This window comes from Saccharothrix lopnurensis (genome assembly GCF_042658445.1).
In the GTDB taxonomy this organism is placed as follows: domain Bacteria; phylum Actinomycetota; class Actinomycetes; order Mycobacteriales; family Pseudonocardiaceae; genus Actinosynnema; species Actinosynnema lopnurensis.
Genome location: NZ_JBHSQO010000010.1, coordinates 127,669 through 145,795 on the forward strand (window position 1 = coordinate 127,669; position 18,127 = coordinate 145,795).

Annotated in this window: 15 protein-coding genes; 4 read left to right on the top strand and 11 right to left on the bottom strand. The window is 75.3% G+C overall.

The window, feature by feature from the left end; translation table 11 throughout:
• Positions 1 to 31 precede the first annotated feature (31 nt).
• From ACFP3R_RS12585 to ACFP3R_RS12615, 7 genes are read right to left on the bottom strand one after another with little or no spacing between them, the layout of a single operon-like run.
• Complete coding sequence (locus ACFP3R_RS12585) at positions 32 to 931, bottom strand: beta-ketoacyl synthase N-terminal-like domain-containing protein (protein ID WP_380635746.1); 900 nt, start codon at positions 929 to 931, stop codon at positions 32 to 34.
• On the bottom strand, positions 928 to 2,124 hold the full coding sequence (locus tag ACFP3R_RS12590) for a beta-ketoacyl-[acyl-carrier-protein] synthase family protein (protein ID WP_380635748.1): 1,197 nt from the start codon (positions 2,122 to 2,124) through the stop codon (positions 928 to 930). Before ACFP3R_RS12590 ends, ACFP3R_RS12585 begins: the two co-directional genes overlap by 4 nt.
• Positions 2,121 to 3,101, bottom strand: coding sequence for a beta-ketoacyl synthase N-terminal-like domain-containing protein (locus ACFP3R_RS12595; protein WP_380635750.1), 981 nt, complete (start codon positions 3,099 to 3,101; stop codon positions 2,121 to 2,123). Before ACFP3R_RS12595 ends, ACFP3R_RS12590 begins: the two co-directional genes overlap by 4 nt.
• Positions 3,098 to 4,228 carry a beta-ketoacyl-[acyl-carrier-protein] synthase family protein gene (locus tag ACFP3R_RS12600; protein ID WP_380635752.1) on the bottom strand — a complete coding sequence of 377 codons (1,131 nt, stop codon included), beginning with the start codon at positions 4,226 to 4,228 and terminating at the stop codon, positions 3,098 to 3,100. Before ACFP3R_RS12600 ends, ACFP3R_RS12595 begins: the two co-directional genes overlap by 4 nt.
• Positions 4,225 to 5,694 carry an AMP-binding protein gene (locus ACFP3R_RS12605; protein WP_380635753.1) on the bottom strand — a complete coding sequence of 490 codons (1,470 nt, stop codon included), beginning with the start codon at positions 5,692 to 5,694 and terminating at the stop codon, positions 4,225 to 4,227. Before ACFP3R_RS12605 ends, ACFP3R_RS12600 begins: the two co-directional genes overlap by 4 nt.
• On the bottom strand, positions 5,685 to 6,452 hold the full coding sequence (locus tag ACFP3R_RS12610) for a hypothetical protein (protein ID WP_380635755.1): 768 nt from the start codon (positions 6,450 to 6,452) through the stop codon (positions 5,685 to 5,687). Before ACFP3R_RS12610 ends, ACFP3R_RS12605 begins: the two co-directional genes overlap by 10 nt.
• On the bottom strand, positions 6,442 to 7,521 hold the full coding sequence (locus tag ACFP3R_RS12615) for a beta-ketoacyl synthase N-terminal-like domain-containing protein (protein ID WP_380635757.1): 1,080 nt from the start codon (positions 7,519 to 7,521) through the stop codon (positions 6,442 to 6,444). Before ACFP3R_RS12615 ends, ACFP3R_RS12610 begins: the two co-directional genes overlap by 11 nt.
• 235 nt (positions 7,522 to 7,756) lie before the next feature.
• On the opposite strand from ACFP3R_RS12615, the gene ACFP3R_RS12620 reads away from it, so the two are divergent.
• Positions 7,757 to 9,334, top strand: a complete 1,578-nt coding sequence (locus ACFP3R_RS12620; protein WP_380635758.1) for an anthranilate synthase component I — start codon at positions 7,757 to 7,759, stop codon at positions 9,332 to 9,334.
• 85 nt (positions 9,335 to 9,419) lie between these two features.
• On the opposite strand, the gene ACFP3R_RS12625 is transcribed toward ACFP3R_RS12620, so the two are convergent.
• Both ACFP3R_RS12625 and ACFP3R_RS12630 read right to left on the bottom strand, forming a co-directional pair.
• On the bottom strand, positions 9,420 to 11,129 hold the full coding sequence (locus ACFP3R_RS12625; protein WP_380635759.1) for an aldehyde dehydrogenase family protein: 1,710 nt from the start codon (positions 11,127 to 11,129) through the stop codon (positions 9,420 to 9,422).
• A gap of 11 nt (positions 11,130 to 11,140) precedes the next feature.
• Positions 11,141 to 13,975: an AfsR/SARP family transcriptional regulator gene (locus ACFP3R_RS12630; protein WP_380635760.1), complete on the bottom strand. Its 2,835-nt coding sequence runs from the start codon at positions 13,973 to 13,975 to the stop codon at positions 11,141 to 11,143.
• Between the two features lie 353 nt (positions 13,976 to 14,328).
• Between ACFP3R_RS12630 and ACFP3R_RS12635 the strand changes: the two genes are divergently transcribed.
• Entirely contained in the window at positions 14,329 to 14,730 is a 402-nt protein-coding gene (locus ACFP3R_RS12635; RefSeq protein WP_380635762.1) for an acyl-CoA thioesterase, read from the top strand.
• Between the two features lie 161 nt (positions 14,731 to 14,891).
• Here ACFP3R_RS12635 and ACFP3R_RS12640 read toward each other — a convergent pair whose 3' ends face one another.
• A complete protein-coding gene (locus ACFP3R_RS12640) occupies positions 14,892 to 15,791 on the bottom strand; it encodes an ACP S-malonyltransferase (RefSeq protein ID WP_380635764.1) in 900 nt (299 codons plus the stop codon).
• Positions 15,788 to 16,015 carry an acyl carrier protein gene (locus ACFP3R_RS12645; RefSeq protein WP_380635766.1) on the bottom strand — a complete coding sequence of 76 codons (228 nt, stop codon included), beginning with the start codon at positions 16,013 to 16,015 and terminating at the stop codon, positions 15,788 to 15,790. Before ACFP3R_RS12645 ends, ACFP3R_RS12640 begins: the two co-directional genes overlap by 4 nt.
• 269 nt (positions 16,016 to 16,284) lie before the next feature.
• Between ACFP3R_RS12645 and ACFP3R_RS12650 the strand changes: the two genes are divergently transcribed.
• Positions 16,285 to 17,109: a helix-turn-helix domain-containing protein gene (locus ACFP3R_RS12650; RefSeq protein ID WP_380635768.1), complete on the top strand. Its 825-nt coding sequence runs from the start codon at positions 16,285 to 16,287 to the stop codon at positions 17,107 to 17,109.
• Between the two features lie 165 nt (positions 17,110 to 17,274).
• Positions 17,275 to 18,093: an alpha/beta fold hydrolase gene (locus ACFP3R_RS12655; protein ID WP_380635770.1), complete on the top strand. Its 819-nt coding sequence runs from the start codon at positions 17,275 to 17,277 to the stop codon at positions 18,091 to 18,093.
• The last annotated feature ends 34 nt before the right edge of the window (positions 18,094 to 18,127 follow it).

The following is an 18,127-nucleotide window of genomic DNA, read 5'->3' on the forward strand; positions in this document are numbered from 1 at the left end:
GCTCCCTCCGGTGGAGTGTGGTTGCGCGGCGTCACCGCGGGTTCGGCGCCACGAGTTCGACCAGCGCCACGGTGCCCTCGGCGGACGCGGTGACGAGGGTCCGCGGGCGCGACCCGTCCCCGCCCGCCGCGAGCAGGTCGACCAGGACCCGCACCGGCGTGAAGCACCCGCTGTCGACCTCGACCCGGTGCTCCCGGGGCCGGCCCGCCCAGGCCCGCACCGCCCGGCCCACGGGCGAGTCGTCGAGCACCGCGTCCGTGCAGGTCGACCCGGCGAGCACCGAGGTGTCCGGATCGGCGGGGTCGAGGAAGAACGACCGCACGCGGCACTCGCCGTAGACGGTGGCGCCGCGCGCCGCGGCCGCCTCGGCGGACTCGCAGACCAGCACGGCCGCACCGACGTCGGCCGCGCCCGCGCGCTGGTCCTCGGGCGGGTCGTCCTCGGTCGCGCCGACGACGAACACGTCCGCGCGACCGGCGCGCAGGGCCCGCGCGGCGATGCCGATGGCGTCGAGCCCGGCCGTGCGGGGCGAGTTCGTGGTGAGGTTGAAGCCCTTGATGGCGTGCTCCGTGGACAGCCGGCTGGCGAACGAGCTCATCGCCATGAACGGCGCGGTGATCGGGGACATCTCGCCGGCGTGGCCGTCGATGATCGTCCGGTCCAGCTCCTCCAGCAGCCGCGCGCCGGCGTTGTTGGTGCCCACCACCGCCGCCCGGCGGGTCGGGTCGGCCCCGGCCAGCGGGTCGCCCGCCCCGGCGATCGCCTCGCGCGCCGCGGCCAGCAGGTACTGGCAGGCCCTGGGCAGCCGCTTGTAGCCGCGGCCGGGCAGGGCGGTCTTCACGTCGAACCAGTCCGCGCCCGGTTCGGCCCCGCCGCCGGGAGCGGCGGTGCCGGGGGCGACGGTGCGGAACCCGGTGATCACCATGGTCATCGGTCGTTCCCCCCGCGGGTCAGCACGAACGAGGCGTTGTTGCCGCCGAACGCGTAGGCGTTGACCAGCACCGCCGGGCGCTCCAGCGGCACCGGCTCGCCCTGCGGCACCCACACGGCGCACTCCGGGTCCTGGTCGATCGGCGGGTTGCCGGGCACCTGCCCGTGCTGGAGCGAGAGCACACCGGCCACGCAGGCGAACACGGCGGCCGCGCCCGCGGTGTGCCCGATCATCGCCTTGAGCGACAGCAGGGGCAGCCGGTCGCAGGCGTCGCCGAACACCGCCCGCAGCGCGCCGCTCTCCACGACGTCGTTGAGCGGGGTGCCGGTGCCGTGCGGCAGGACGCAGCCGACGTCCTCGGGCCGCAGCCCGGACTCGGCGAGCGCCTCGCCCATGCACCGGGTGATCTGCGCACCGCTCGGGTCGGGCGCGGTCGGGTGGTGGGCGTCGCAGCTCCAGGCGCCGCCCGCCAGCTCGGCGTAGGTGCGGGCGCCGCGCCGGGCGGCGTGCGCGGCCGACTCCAGGACCACCATCGCGGCCCCGTCGCCGAACATGGTGCCGCGCCGGCCGCGGTCGAACGGGCGGCAGCGCAGCGGGTCGGCCGCGCCCAGCCGGTCGAACCCGCCCATGCCGACCCGGGTGAACGCCTCGGCGCCGCCGACGAGCACGGCCTCGGCCTCGCCACCGCGGATCATGTCCAGCGCGATGGTCAGCGCGTAGCCGCCGGCCGAGCAGGCGTTGCCGACGCTGACGTTGCCCGCCCGCGACCCGATGGCCGCGCCGACCACCGCCGAGGTGACGGTGAGCGGGGTCCAGCGACCGATGCGGCCGTGGGCCGCGCGCTCCTGCTCCTGCCGCGAGGCGTTGCCCATCTCCACGCCCATCACGACCGGCAGGTCCCGGACCGCGTCGGCGGACAGGCCCGCGTCGGCGATCGCCTGCCTGGCCGCGGCGACGCCGAACCTCGGCCCGTCGCCGAGCCGGACGTGCGCGAACGCGGTCGGTTCCGCGGGCAGGTCGGCCTCCGGTACCAGGTACATCCTGGTCGCGCCCATGTTCAGGTGCGGCTCGGGCACCGGCACCGGTTCCCCGCCGCCGGCCAGCAGGCCCTTCCACAGCGCGTCCGCCCCGGTCCCGAGGCAGGACACGGCACCGATCCCGGTGATCACCACGCGGGTGTCGTCGTCCGTCACGCCACGTCCTCCTGTCGCGTCGCGCGCGGGCCGGTCAGCACCAGTGCCGCGCTACCCGTGGCATCGCCCTCGCCGTCGTCGGGCGCGCCGGCCACCGCGAGCACCGCGCCCGAGCCGGCCCCTCCCCCGGCGGCGTCGAACCACGCCACGGCGGCGGCGCACTGGAGCACGCCGAGCGCGCCGGAGCAGCGGCCCAACCGGTCGGTGAGGTCCACCGGGTCGCCCCCGGCGGGCAGCCCGGCCACGCCCGGCGCCGAGACGTACAGGTCCACCGGTTCGGCGTGCCCGCCCAGGGCCGCCTCGACGGCCGCGCGCGGCTCGACGCCCCGGCCGTACGCGCCGACCCGGGCGCGCACCCGGGCGCCCCGCCGGCGGGCCCGACCGGTCGACTCGACGACCAGCGCCACCGCCCCGTCGAGCCACCGCCGGCCGCCGTTGGCCCGGTGCAGCCGGGCGACCGGCTCGGTGTCGGGTTCGACGCCGATGACCACCGCGACGTCGGCGCGGTCCACGGCGATCAGGTTGCGCGCCCAGGACACCGCGTCGAGCCCGCTCGCCGTGCCGCTGCACAGCGTCAGGTTGGGGCCGCGCAGGCCGTGCTCGATGGCCACCCAGCACGCGGTCACGTTGCTGGACATGTGCGGCACCCGCATCGGACTGATGCCGGTCACCGTCTCCGTGTGGATGATGTCGGTGAACTCGCAGGCGGTGTCGAGGTTGCCGAAGTTCGAGCTGACCACGACCGCGACCCGGTCGCCGTCCAGGTCGTCGGCCCCCGCGTCGCGCAGGGCTTCGGCGGTGGCCACCAGCGCGAGCTTGGACGCGCGGTCCTTGTGCCTCATCCCCCGGCCGCGCAGCGACGGCTCGAAGTCCCCGACGGTGGGCCGCAGCAGGTCCTCGACCGCGCGCACGCCGGACACCGCGAGACCGACACCGGTCACCTCGGCGCCCACGAGGGCCCTCGCCGGGGCGCTCACGCGGCCCGCTCCACGATCGCGACGGCGTTGATGCCGCCGAGGCCGATGGAGTGGACCTGCGCGGTGGACAGGTCGCCGCGCGCGGGCTCGCCGTGCACCAGGCGCAGGTCCGCCGCCTCCTCCATGCGGTCGTCCAGGCCGATGATCGGCGGGACCGCGCCGTGGTCCAGCGACAGCACCGCCACCACCAGGCTGAGCAGCCCCGACCCGCCGCAGGTGTGGCCCGCGCCGGACTTGACGGACGTCACGAACGGCGGCTCGGCCACGGCGGCGAACACGTCCTCCAGCGCGACGGTCTCGGCCAGGTCGTTCTGCTTGGTGCCGCTGCCGTGGGTGATCACCAGGTCGATGTCCTCGGGGCGCACCTTCGCGCGGTCGTGCGCCTCGCGGATGGCGCGGACGATGCCGGCCACGTCGGGCATGGTCGGGTGCGCGCCGTCGCAGTTCATGCTCACCCCGCGGACCCGGGCCCGCACCCGGCCGCCGGCGCCGGACCTGCGCACCACCACCGCCACCGCGCCCTCGCCCATCAACATGCCCCGCCGGTCGGCGTGGAACGGGCGCACGGCCTCCGGGGTCAGGTTCTGGAGCCGGTCGAGCGCGCCGTAGGAGCTCTCGGTGATCGAGTCGGTGCCCGCCACCACGACGGTGTCGGCCAGGCCCAGTTCGATCATGTCCGTGGCCATGCCGAGCGCGTAGAGCGAGGCGGCGCAGGCGCTGGCGACCGTGTGGCTCTCGGTGGTGCCGAAGCCGGTCCGCAGCGCGCCGCCGAAGTGCAGGTCGGGCAGCGACACCGGGGTGCCGTGCCGCCACCACAGCTCGGCCGAGCGCAGCTCCCGCAGCGTCGTGCCGACCAGCACCGGGTAGTCGCCGTCCCGGGGCAGCCCGGCGTCGTCCAGCGCCTGGTCGACGACCTGCCCGAGCCACTTCGTGGCGCGCAGGGGCTCGTCGACGCCGGGCGTGGCGCGGTCGTCGATCTCGTAGGCGTGCCGGGCGCGGTACTTCGAGGTGTCGAACACCTGGAGCCCGGAGACGCCGCTGCGCCCGGCGCACAGCGCCTCGTAGACCTCTTCCGGGGTGTCGCCGACGCTCGCGACCGCGCCCAGGCCGGTGATGTCCCAGGTCATTTCGCGACCCCGGTCGACCGCAGCTTGAACCGGGCGAGCTTGCCGGTCGAGGTGACCGGCAGCTGGTCGAGCACCTCGATCCGCGCGGGCCGCTTGAACGGCGCCAGGTCGGCGCGCACCGACCGCAGGATCGCCTGCCGCAGGTCCGCCGCGCCCACCCCGGCCACCGGCACGGCGTAGGCGATCGCCTGCTGGAGGCCGTTGTCGTCGGTCTCGCCGACCACCGCGCAGTCGGCGACGCCCTCGGTGCCGCGCACCGCCTTCTCGATCTCCGCCGGCGAGACCTTGTACCCGCCGAGGTTCAGCAGGTCGTCGGCGCGGCAGAGGTGCCGCACGTCGCCCTCGGGGGTGCGGTGCACGATGTCGCCGGTGTACGCGCCGCCCCGGGCGAAGGTCCGCGCCGTCGCGTCGGGCCGGTCGATGTACCCGAGCGCCACCGAGCCGGCGGCGATGTGCAGCCTGCCGTCGACGCCGTCCGGCACGACCTCGCCGTCCTCGTCCCGCACGGTCACCTCGACGCCCGCCACGGCGCGGCCGGTGGAGCCCGGCTCGGTGCGCCCGGGGTCCGTGGCGACGACGATGTGCAGCACCTCGGTGGCGCCCAGGCCGTTGACCAGCGGCACGCCGAACGTCGCGGTGAACCGCTCGGCCAGCTCCGCAGGCAGGTGCTCGCCCGCGGACACGGCGCGGCGCAGCGAGCCCGCCGAGACCTGCTCGGCCAGGGCGACCAGCCCCGCGTACACCCTGGGCACCGAGCACAGCACGGTCGGCCGGTGGGTGTTCAGCGCGGTGGCCACCACGTACGGGTCGACCGCGCCGCCCAGGAGCACGACGCCCGCGCCCGCGGCGAGCGGGAACAGCAGCGAGTTGCCGAAGCCGTAGCCGAAGGACAGCTTGGCGGTCGACACCACCACGTCGTCCGGGGTCAGCCCCAGGTGGGCGCCGAACCCGGCGAGCGTGGCCGCCACGCCGGCGAGGCCGTGCCGCACGCCGCGCGGGGTGCCCGTGCTGCCCGAGGTGTACTGCACCAGCACCTCGTCGTCGGCCGCGAACACCGCGGGCTCGGGCGCGGTGCCGGTCCCCGCCTCCGCGCCGTCGAGCCGCACCAGCGAGCCGAGCTCCTCGCGCAGCACCCGCTCCTTGGCCGGCGGCGCGTCGATGTGCGCGGCGACCGCGCCCGAGTCCTTGGCCATGAACACGATCTCGGACTCGCGCAGCACCGGGCTCACCGGCACCGGCACGCACCCGTGCCACCACGTGCCGAGCACCGCGGTCACCGCCGCGACGGAGTCGTCCGAGACGATCAGGCACCGGCTGCCGCGCGGCACGCCGCTGTCGCGCAGCCGGGCGGCGTAGGCCCCGGCCGCCTCGCGCAGCTCGCGGTAGGTCACCTCGCCCGCGGCGGGGTCGACGTAGCTGACGCGGTCACCGTCGTGCCTGCCGACCAGGTGGTGAATCAGGTCCATCGCGGATCTCCGTTCCAGGTCGTCACCTCGACGGCGACCGCGTTGCCGGTTTCGCCGACGGTGACGACGAGAGTGAGTGCGTGTTGTCGTGTCCGTACGGTGGCCGGCGACACGGCCGCGACGAGCCCGCCCACCGCGCCGAAATCCCCGAACTGCTGCTCCACGTGCCGGAACGGCAGCCCGCGCCGCCGCACCGCCGCGCGGAACTCCTCCACCCCGCCGCTCGCGGACAGCACGACCGCGTCCGCGGGCCCGCCCAGCCGGTCCAGGCACTCCGCCAGCAGGTCGTCGGGCTCCCCGAGCTGGGTGCGGCCGACCGGCCGGACCACCAGGTCGCCCGCCACCGGCCGGTTGTCCAGCACCGCGGACACCGCGCCGTCGCGATCGGGTCCCGCCGACGCGCCGACCACGACCTGGTCCGCCCACCCCTGCTGGACCATGTGCGCCGCCTCGACGAACGCCTGCGCGCCGGCGTCCCGCGTCCCGACCAGGTCCAGGTACGGGCCGGTCAGGTGCAGCCGCCGCGACACCTCCGAGGCGACCCGCGCCCCCGGCGTCGCCCACACCGTGCCGACCCGGCCGACGACCGGCGCGCCCCGGCCGGACTTCGCCCGGAACGCCGCGGCCGAGGCCGCCGACACGGCCAGCGAGGACTCCCGGTCGTGGTTGACGGGCCAGCGGATCTCCGGGCAGCTCACGCCGGGCAGCCGGAGGCCGGTGCCGCGCACGGCGACGCGGACGGTGGGCTCAGCGCTCATCGACGGCCTCCAGCGCGATCGTGCACACCCCGCCGCCGAGCCCGAACGCCGGGCTGAGCACCAGCCGGACCGGTGCGCGGCGGCCGGCGGGCTCGACCAGGTCCAGGTCGGTGTCGGCGTGGCGCAGCGTGGCGTTGCCGGGGATGAACCCGGCGCGCAGCGCCTGCACCGCGACCACCGCGTCCAGCGCGGCGGCGGCGCCGAGCGCGTGCCCGAGCGCGCCCTTGGTCGAGGACACCGCCGGCGTGCCGAGGGAGGCGGCGGCGACCGCCTCGACCGCGTCGCCCGCGCGGGTGCCGCTGCCGTGCGCGCACAGCCAGTCGACCTGGTCGGCCCGGCGGCCCGCGCGGTGCAGGCAGCGCCGCAGCGAGTCGACGACCGCGCCGTCGAAGGGCGTGCGGCGGGTCCGGTAGTGGGCGTCCGAAGTGGACGCGTGACCGGCCAGGGCGGCGAGCGCCGTGCCACCGCGCGCGGCCAGGTGCCGGGGGTGTTCGAGCACCAGCACCCCGGCGCCCTCGGCGGGCAGCGTGCCCAGCCGGCCGGCGTCGAAGGGGCGCACCACGTCGGGGCTCAGCGGGCCGATGCCGGCGAACGCCGCGGCCGTGCCGGGGCCGAGCTCGTCCACGCCCGCGCAGATCGCCACGTCCACCTCGTCCGCGGCGACGGCGTTGGCGCCCAGCGCGATGGCGTCGTTGCCCGCCGCGCACCCGGAGCCGACCAGCACCGCGGGCCCGCGCAGGGCCACCGCGGCGCGGACGACGTCGAACAGGTCGCGCGGGTCGGCGAGCACGGTGCCCACGAACAGCCCGATCCGACCGGAGGTGACGCACGCGTGCCCGAGCGCCTCCAGCACCGCGGCGGCGAGGAACCGCGCCGCGAGCGAGCGGTGCGCCGGCACGTCCAGCCCGACCTCGGGCGGCACCTCGCCGGCCGGGTGCGGGAACGCGAACCGGCGCACCGGCCCGGTGCACACCTTGCCGTGCCGGACCGCGTCCCACAGCGGCGTGCGCCCGAGCCCAGCGGCGGACACGGCGCCGAGCCCCGTGACGAGCGGCCTGAGCGGAACCATCGCGCACCTTCCCGGTGTCTGTGCCGGAGCCGCCCGCGGCCCGGACGTCCGCGGCGGTGCTCCTGGTCCGTGTGTAGTCGAGCGAGCGGGGGCCCGACCACGAAAAGCGGGACGGTCAGCAACAGGCGCCGTGCGGCGCAACAACCGACCACCGCCACCGCAAGAAATCCGCTGCACGCACCCGACCGGGCCCGATAGACACGGCGGAGGGCGAACGCGGTGAGGAGCGAACCGGATGTGGGTGCACCTGCTCGACGAGGACGACGACCTCGGGTTGACCAGCCCGTCCCGACCGCGGTTCCGCGAGCTGGCCCGGACCCGGGGGGTCGTGCCGGTCGTGCGCAAGGTCGGGCTCGGCGGGCGCACCCCGGTCGACGTGTACCGGGCGCTGGCCGGCAACCGGCCGGGGACGTTCCTGATGGAGTCCTCGCCGGACACCAGGTCGTGGTCGCGCTGGTCGTACGTCGGCGTGCGCAGCCCCGCCGCGCTCACCGCCTCCGGCGGCGCGGCGAGCTGGACGGGGACGCCGCCCGCGGGCCTGCCTCTCGACCCGGACCCGCTGGTCGCGCTGCGGGAGGTGCTGCGGGTGCTGCGCGCCGACCCGCTGCCCGGCCTGCCGCCCTTCACCGGTGGGATGGTCGGATACCTCGGCTACGACGTGGTGCGCCGCCTGGAGCGCCTGCCCGACACCACGCTGGACGACCTCGGCACGCCCGAGATGACCATGCTGCTGGCCACCGACATCGCGGCGATCGACCACGAGACCGGGGTGGTCACGCTGATCGCCAACGCCGTCCTGCCGCACGGCGACACCGACTACGACGACGCGCTGGCCCGGCTCGACCGGATGGCCGCCGGCCTGACCACCCCGGTCGCGCGCCGCGAGCGCGTGCACGCGGTGCCGCGCCCGGAGTTCCACCGGCAGCGGCCCGCCGAGGAGTACCGGGACGTCGTGCGCGAGGCGATCGGGGCGGTGCACGCCGGCGAGGCGTTCCAGGTCGTGCTGTCGCAGCGGTTCGAGATGCGGACGCGGGCCGACGCGCTGGACGTCTACTCGGTGCTGCGCTCGACCAACCCCAGCCCGTACCTGTACCTGCTGCGGCTGGAGGGCTTCGACGTGGTCGGCTCAAGCCCGGAGTCGCTGGTCGTGGTGAAGGGCCGCACCGCGCGGACCCGCCCGATCGCGGGCACCCGGTGGCGCGGCGCGGACGCCGAGGAGGACGCGCGGGTCGAGCAGGACCTGATCCGCGACCCGAAGGAACGCGCGGAGCACCTGATGCTGGTCGACCTGGGGCGCAACGACCTGGGCCGGGTGTGCGCGCCGGGCACGGTGCGGGTGGAGAAGTTCTTCAAGGTGGAGAAGTACAGCCACGTCATGCACATCGTGTCCACCGTCGCGGGCGAGCTGGCCCCCGGCCGGGAGCCGTTCGACGCGGTGGAGGCGTGCTTCCCGGCGGGTACGCTGTCGGGCGCGCCGAAGCCGCGCGCGATGGAGCTGATCGACGAGCTGGAGCCGATCCGGCGCGGGCTCTACGGCGGCGCGCTGGGCTACCTGGACTTCGCGGGCGACATCGACCTGGCCATCGCCATCCGCACCGCGCTGATCCGGGACGGGGTCGCCTACGTGCAGGCGGGCGCGGGCGTCGTCGCCGACTCCGACCCGGCGTACGAGGACCAGGAGTGCCTGAACAAGGCGCGGGTGGTGCTGACCGCCGTGGCCGCGGCGGAGACCCTGCGCAAGGGCGCCGGCGGGGCGGGGACCGCAGCGGACGGGTCGGTCCCGGTGGGGCGCGAGCGGCTGGGGTCGCGGTAGCCGGGTTCCCGGTGAGGGCTCGAAGACCGGGGTCGCGGTGTTCGCGACCCCGGTCTTCGCGATCCCGGAACAGCGGGTGGCGACTTCAGCCGGCGGGCCGGTCCGCGATCAGGGTCAGCAGCTCGTAGCGCACCACCGAGGTGCCGTCCTGGTTGGCCACGTCGACGTCCCAGCGCACCTCCCCGTACCCCGCGTTGGGCCGGGGCGTGATCCGCTGCGCGGTCAGCGTCACGGTCAGCGCGTCGCCGGGCCGCACCGGCGCGAGGAACCGCAGCCGCTCCATCCCGTAGTTGGCCACCACGGGCCCCTGCTCGGGCGTGATGAACAACCCCGCCGCCAGGGACACCACCAGGTACCCGTGCGCGATGATCCCCCGGTACACGGGGTTGCGCGCCGCGGCCTCCTCGTCGGTGTGCAGGTAGTAGTGGTCGCCGGTGAGGTCGGCGAACCGCCGGACGTCCTCGGCGGTGACCACGCGGGGCCCGGCCACGGCGGTGTCGCCCACGCGCAGCTCCGGCAGGTACTTCCGCAGCGGGTGGACCTCGGAGGTCCGCCGCGCGCCGCCGGGCACCCAGCGGCCGGTGACCGCGCCGACGGCGTCCGGGTCGGCCCGGAGCTCACCGGTGCGCAGGAACCCGAGCACCGGGTCCAGCGCGGGGGCCTCCCGGCCGTGGCCGAGCTGGGTGAACCGCCCGCCGGCCAGCACCAGCGCCCGGAGCAGGTCGGGGTCCGAGGTGGCGGCCCAGCCGGTGATCGCGCGGTCCCCCCGCGACACCAGCGACCCCGCGTGCTCGACCGACGACCAGGGCATGACCGTGCACACCGGTCCGAACGCCTCGACGGTGTGCGGTTCGGGCAGTTCCGGGTCGGCGGCGCGCAGCAGCACCGGGCCGCGCCCCGGGTCGCCGAACACGACCTCGGCCGCGTCCCGCAGGGACTTCACCGCCCGCAGCAACCGGTCCGGCCTGGCCACCGGGCCGACCTCGACGCCGGCCAGCGCGTCGCGCACCGCGTCGACGACGTGGTCCAGCAGCGCCGCGGGCACCATGGCCCGGCGCGCGGCCAGGGGGCGCTGCCCGGCGTGCCCGGTCAGGTCGGCGACCAGGCGCGCGACGAACCGGTCGAACGCGGGCGTGCCCGCCTCGACGTCCGGGCCGAGCACCGCCCACCCGAGCGAGCCGGTGTCGGTCAGCAGGGGCACCTGGTCGAGCCGGTCGCGCACGCGCCGCGCCGTCTCCGGGGAACCGCTGAACGAGACGGTGTCCCCCGGGGTCAGCAGGTCGAGCACGGCGGTGTCGGGCACGACCTGCGCCACACCGTCCAGGCAGGACACCAGCGCCCGCGTCGCGGCGGCGGTGTGCCGGGAGGGTTTCACCACGCTGGCCGCGCCGGCGAGCAGGGCCGCACCGACGCCGCGCAGCGTGGACCACACCGGCAGCCCGAGCGCCGTCACGTGCACCACCACGCCGGTCGGCGAGGTGGACAGGCGTTGCGCCACGAGGGAACCGCCGCGGTTGAGCGGGGTGGTCTCGGCCGCGACCAGCACGACGTCGTCGGGCAGCTCGCGCTTGGCCCGGTTGGCGAGGCCGCGGACCTCCGCGATGCCGGCGTCGACGTCGTGGGCGGCGTCCGCCGGGGCCACCCCGTCCTCCGCGCAGGCGGCCAGCAGGTCGGCGCGCGCGGAACGCACCCGGACGGCGAGATCGCTCAGCAGGTCGGCGCGTTCGTGGAAGGTCTTCGACCGCAGGGCCGGACCGCCCACCTCCCGACCACGGCGCAGGACTTCGTGCTCCACGAGGAGCGAAGCTACCGGGGATCGGTTGTGGCGGCGCGCAATCCGCGCTGCGGGGCGCCGAGCGCGAGCGCCGTGCCGTCCTCCCGGCTCAGCGCCCACCCGCGCCGGAAGGCGTCCTCGAACACGTGGTGGCCCAGCTCGCAGCGGGCGCGGGCCTGCGCCTCCTCGTGCGGGCGGCGCCAGCTCTTGGAGCCGAACCACGGCACGCCGACGAGGGCCCAGGACCTCACCGCGACGCCGAGCAGCACGGCGGCCTCCTCGCCGGACCCGTCGCCGACCGCGATCCAGGCCAGCAGGTCCACGACCATCGCGAGCCCGCCGATCTCGCGGAACATCGCCTTGAGCCGCAACGCCTCCCGGGCGTTGCGCCGCGCCCGCGCGAGGTCGCCGGCGCGCCACTGCGCGAACGCCAGCGCGTACAGCGCGTAGGACCGCGTCCAGTGCTCGCCGCGGCTCTCGCACACCGCCAGCGCCGTCTCGACGCGGGCCAGTCCCGAGGCGATGTCGCCCAGGAACACGTCGCTCATCGCCAGGTGCACGTCGACCATGACGCAGGTGCTCGACGGGCCCTCCAGCTCGCGGTACGCGCCCGCGGCCTCCACCAGCAGCGCCCGCGCGCCGGTGGGGTCGTCGCGCAGCAGCGCCGCGGCGCCGAGGAGGTGCGTCGCGTGGGTCGCCTCGGCGGTGTGGCCCAGCCCCACCGCCAGCGCCAGGGACTCCGACAGCTTCGCCACACCACCGTCGAGGTCGCCCTGGAGGTAGGTCACCCGCCCGCACACCCACAGCGCGCGGGCGCGTTCGCGGCTCGGTTCGGCGCACACCTTCAGCGCGAGGTCGAGCCAGTGCTGCCCCTCCGAGACCTGGTCGCACGCGACCCAGAACGAGTGCAGCGCCGCCGCCAGCCGCGTCCCGGCGAGGTGCTCGCCCGGCGTGGTGAGGGAGAAGTCCAGCGCCGCCCGGAGGTTCGCGTGGTCGCGCCGCAGCCGGGCGAGCCAGTCCAGCTGCCCGGGGCCGAACCAGTTCCGCGCGCCCTCCTCGGCCACCGACAGGTACCAGTCGCGGTGGCGGGTCAGCACCTCCGCCGTCAGCCCCTCGGCGCGCAGCCGGTCGCGGCCGTACCCGCCGAGGACCGCGAGCAGCCGGAACCGCACCTCGCCCGAGTGCTCCTCGCGGATCAGGATGGACTTGTCGACCAGGCCGTCCACCACGGACAGGAAGTCGTGCCCGGTGTCGTCGGCGGCGCACACCGCCTCCGCGGACGCCAGGTCGAAGGTGCCCGCGAACACCGACAGCCGCGTCCACAGCGCCTGTTCCTCGGGCGTGCACAGGTTGAAGCTCCAGTCGATGGTGGCGCGCAGCGTCTGGTGCCGCGGCAGCGCCGTGCTGCGACCGGAGGCGAGCAGCTTCAGCCGGTCGTCGAGGCGGTCCAGCAGCTCGGCGGGCGAGAGCACGCGCAGCCGCACCGCGGCCAGCTCGATCGCCAGCGGGATGCCGTCGAGCTGGCGGCAGATCCGGGCGACCACGGCGCTGTTGTCCGGCTGGACCTCGAACCCGCCGGGCACCGCGGCGTTCGCCCGGTCCGCGAACAGCGTCATGGCGGTGCGCAGGTCCTCGTCGCCGTCGTCGTCGTCCGGCACGAGCAGCGGCGGCACGGGCAGGATGTGCTCGCCCGGCACCGCGAGCGGCTGCCTGCTGGTGGCCAGCACGCGCAGGTCCGGGGCCGCCTTGAGCAGCGTGCTGGCGATCTGCGCGCAGGCGTTGAGCAGGTGCTCGCAGTTGTCCAGGATCAGCAGCACCTTCGCGTCGCGCAGGTCGCGGACCACCGAGTCGATCGAGCCGTTGTCGATGCGGTCCACGATGTTCAACGCGTCGGCCACCGCGTGCGCGACCAGTTCGGGATCGCGCAGCCCGGCCAGCTCGACCAGCCACGCGCCGTCCGGGAACTCCGCGCGCAGGTCCGCGGCGACGCGCAGGGCGAGCCTGCTCTTGCCGACCCCGCCGACCCCGGTCAGCGTCACCATCCGCGACCTGGTCAGCCACTTCTTCGCCTCGGCCAGCTCGTCCCGCCGGCCGACGAAGCTGGTCGTTTCCGCGGGCAGGTTGCCGGTGCGCGGGGAACGGATCCCGACGATCGGCTCTGGCTCCGATAAATTTCGCGGCCCGTCACCCGCGAGTATCGACGACTCCAATCCGCGCAGCCCCGGCCCGGGTTCGATGCCCAATTCGTCGACGAGCATGGCGCGGGCCCGCCGGAATGCCGCGAGCGCGTCCGCCTGCCGGCCCGCGCGGTAGAGCGCGTTCATCAAAAGTTCCCACGCCCTTTCCCGAAAGGGGAACCTGTTGACGAACGATTCGAGCTCGGCGGCCGCGGTCGCGAGCTCGCCCACCGCGATCCGCGCGTCGAGCAGGTCCTCGGTCGCCGCGAGGCGCAGCTCGCCCAGCCGGGACGCCTCCGCGCGCGTCCACTCGCTGGCCCGGCAGTCCTCCAGCGCCTCGCCCCGCCACAGCGCGAGCGCCGCGCCGAGCGACCGCACGGCCACCGCGCCGTCGCCCGCCGCCAGGGCGTCGCGCCCGTCGCGGGCCAGCGCCTCGAACCTGGCCGCGTCCAGCGCTGCGGCCGGCGCGTCGAGGAAGAACCCGTTGCCCCGGGTCACGACCAGGTCGGGGAGACCGCCCTCGCGCAGGTCGGTGCGCAGCCTCGTGAGATGGCTGCGCAGGGTGGTGATGGCGGTGCGCGGCGCGTCCCCGTCCCACAGCGCCTCGACGAGCAACTGCCGGCTGACCGTCTCACCCGGCCTGGTGGCGAGGCGGGCGAACAGCGTGCGCAGGACGCGCCCGTGGATCACGACCGGACCGAGCGGCCCGACGGTCTCCAGCGATCCCAAAATTCCGACGGACGCACCACTGATCATTCTTCCCCCGTATTCGGAGATACTCCGAGTGGCCCCCTCGGCGCTGAGTCGGCCCGCCCAGTACCCAGCATCACCGATGCTAGCGCGGTTCCTACGAAGTATGCGGTGAAGCTGCCCTTTGATGAACACCCGAACGCCGGGCCGATGTCCACCCGATCGGCGGTACCGCAGCCGCCGCGAGCGGCCGAAAACGACGTCTCATTAGCCCGACCGGTACGATCGTCGGAGTTCATCCACATATGCCGGGCCAGGGGGAATTCATGACCGTCGAGCCGTTTACCGTGCGGATGGGTGTACGGAGCTACGAACTCGACCCGCAGTTGCACGTGAACGGCGCCGTGTACGTCCAGTACGCCGACCACTCCCGCTTCGCGTGCGTGCAGGCGGCGGGGATCTCGGTGGAGGAGCTGATCGGCAGCGGCCTCGGGCCGGTGAACCTGGAGACGAACATCCGGTACCACAACGAGTTGCGCGGCGGCGACGAGGTGGACGTGTCCTGCGCGTGGGTCTGGGGGAAGGGGAAGACCTACCGCGTCGAGCACGTGCTGCGCCGCCTGGACGGCGAGGTCGCGGCCGAGGTGACCCACGTGAGCGGGTTGCTGGACCTGAGGGCGCGCAGGCTGGTGGAGGACCCGGCGCACGAGTGGCGGTCGCGCGCGGCGCGCCCCGGGCTGCTCAACCTCGACTAGGGGGAGCCCCGGCGGGTGCGCGCGGCCGGATCGCGTGGCGCGTCGGCCGGTGGGGGTGCAGGCGGGTGGGGGCGTCGGCGGGTGGGGCGCGGGCCGGGGAGCCGACCCGGGTCGTGTCCGGCGCCCGACGGCGTCACCTACGGCGTGACCGGCCCGCGTCCTCAGACCGGCCGCGGGTCCAGCGGCGCGAAGTCCACGATCTTCTCGCGCTTGCCCAGCTTGTGCAGCGTGTCGCCCGGCCCGGCGTCCCACAGCCGCAGCGCGCCGTGCTGCCGCGCGGTGTGCACGGCCTCGCGCCAGCGCACCGGCAGCAGCAGCGCGCGCACCAGCAACTCCCTGATCTCCGCGGGATCGCTGTGCACCCGTGCGTCGATCGTGGACACGAACGTGCCCGCGCCCTCGCGGAACTCGACCGCCTCGACGGTGTCCCGCCACTCGGCGATCACGTCGATCATCAGCGGGCTGTGGAAGGAGCCGCGGATGGGCAGCAGGTTGGTCTTGAGCCCCTCGTCCTCGGCGAGCCGGATGACCTCCTTGACCGACTCGGGGTCGCCGGACAGGACGGTCTGCCCGCGCCCGTTGATGCCGGCGACCTCGATGACGCGGCCCGCGCACACGAGCACCTGGCGGCGCAACCACTCGATGCCGTCCGCCTCGGCGCCCATCACCGCGACCATCGCGCCGGGCGTGCGCACCGCGTGGTCGCGGCACAGCTCGCCGCGACGCACCGCGAGCGCGAACCCGCTCCACACGTCGACCACGCCCGCGCACGCGGCGGCGGTCAGCTCGCCGAGGCTGTGCCCGAGCACCAGCGGCACGTCGATCAGTTGCCCGAACGCCCCCTCCACGGCGGCGATGCCGGCGACGTAGGTGGCCGGTTGCGCGACCGCGGTGTCCATGAAGTCCAGTGATCCCACGTCGGATGTGCCCACCACCGCGTGGAACTCCGCCACCAGCGGGTGCTCGTGGTGCCGCCGCAACGCCTCCACCATGGCCTCGCGCTTGGTGCCCTGACCGGGGAAGGCGATGCCGAACCCGTCCACCTGCCTCACGTCGTTCACGACCGCACCGCGGTTCCCCTGGCGCGCAGGAGGGCGGCCACGTCGTTGACCGAGCGCATCGCCGCGGTCTCCTCGGGCTTGAGCTGCACGTCGAACTCGCGCTCCACCCGGACCGAGATCTCCGCCTTCTGGAGCGAGTCGACCTCCAGTTCCTCGTAGAACAACGCCTCGGCGGGCACCTCCTCGACGTCGAGCTCCACCACCTTCGCGACGAGGTCACGCAACCTGCCGACGATCTGATCTGCCGCTGCCTGATCTGCCGCTGCGCTCATGTACGCCGGCCCTTTCCCACTAGACCCCGGGTTGGCCCCGTCTTCATACCGCGTCGAGGGGCGGCGAACCGGTGACGAGGGCAGGACGCCGCAACAACCGCCGTGCCCCGGCAACAAACGTCGGACCGCTGCGCCCGGTGAAACGCGACTGCATCCCCGTTGCAGCGACGGGCGGTTGTACTGGACGGGCGATCAACCGCCTTGGGGGCTGAACCTTGACCGTGACAACCCTGCGTCACATCCAGGTACTGATCATCAGCGACGTCGACGACCCGGTCACCGACCGCGTCCACCGCGCGCTCACCGCTTCGGGTGGCGCGGTCGTGCGCTGGAACGCCGCGGTGGACAGCACGAAGCAGTTGCGCGTCGCCGCGCGGCAGGCCGATTCGCTGGTGCTGCTCACCTCGGTGCGCCACAACTCCTTCTCCGGCGCGCTCAAGGTGGCCCTCGACGCGCTGGAGGTGGCCGACGTCCGCGCCAAGCCCGTCGGCCTGGTCTCGACCGGCAACCCGTACGGCACCAGGGCGCTGGACCACCTCAGGGTGGTGATGGGCGCGCTGGAGACGGTGATGATCCCGCAGCAGGTCGACGGCGACCTGGACCTCCAGATCGCGCCGTTCGTGGAGGCGCTCACCTGGTTCGCCGCCCGGTCGCGGCCCGTGCCCGCCCAGCGGGAGGCCACGCACGACGAGGCGCCGGACCTGTCGCCGAGCGTCAGCCGCGCGGTCGCGTTCCTGTGCGCGAACTTCTCCGACAACAACCTGTCGCTGGACCTGGTGGCGCGCTCGGTGCACCTGAGCCGCTTCCACTTCTCCCGCACCTTCCGCAAGGAGACCGGGCGGAGGTTCATCGACTACCTGACGGCGCTGCGCATGTCCGAGGCGCGCTCGCTGCTGGCCGCGACGGACCTGCCGGTGAGCGAGGTCTGCCGGCGCGTCGGCTACCACGAGTCCAGCCACTTCCAGCGCACGTTCCGGAACTCGTTCGGCATGTCGCCGTCGGAGTACCGCACGCGCGGGCGCGCCGGGGTGGTGCGGCCCGGCTGATCGGTACGTCCCGGTGGTCGGGCGCCACCTGACGGCTCCCGACCACCCGCGGCTCCGCCACCGGCGACCCGACCGACCGCGTGGCGACGGGGCGATGAGACGACGTACGGTGGTCGACGCCGACCACCCGACCGGCACCGCGGCGGACTTCCCCGGAGGCAGCCCATGGCGGATTCGCCCGCCGCGGCCGGGGCCGGACCCGCGCCGCGGACCTCCGTCCTCGTGGTGGACGACGGCACCGAGGTCGCCCACCACCACTGGGAACCGGACACCGGGGTGGACCCGGACCCCGTGCCGGTGGTGCTCCAGCACGGCTTCTCGGCCCACACCCTGGTCGAGTGGGCCGACCGCGGCACGGTGGCGGCGCTCACCGCGGCCGGCCGCCGGGTCGTGGGGATCGACGCGCGCGGGCACGGGATGTCCGGGAAGTCGCCGGACCTCGCGCGGTACGGTGAGCCGCGGATGGCCCGTGACCTGCGGGCGGTCGTCGCCGCCCTCGGCGTCGCGGCCGTCGACCTCGTCGGCTACTCGATGGGCGCCGTGGTCGCCCTGCTCACGGCGGCCGAGGAGCCCGCGGTGCGCAGGCTGGTCGTCGGCGGGGTCGGCGCCGGGGTGGTCGAGGTCGGCGGCGTCGACACCCGCGTGCTGCCCAACGACGTCCTGGCCGACGCCCTCCTGGCCCGCGACGCCGGTCCCCCGCCACCCGAGGTCGCCGGGATGCTCGCGTTCGCCGCGGCGGTGGGAGCCGACTTCCCCTCCCTCGCCGCGCAGGCCCGCGCCGCGCACCAGGGCGGTGTCGACCTCGCGGCCATCACCGCCCCGACGCTGGTGATCTCCGGCGACGACGACCCGCTGGCCCGGCGGCCCCACGTCCTCGCCGACGCCATCGCCGGCGCCCGGCTGCACGTGGTGGCCGGCGACCACGGCACGGCGGTCGGCAACCCCGCGTTCCGGGCGGCCGTCGTCGACTTCCTCCGCGGCTGACGCTCCGGGTGGTCCCGCCCGTCCGGGTCCGCCG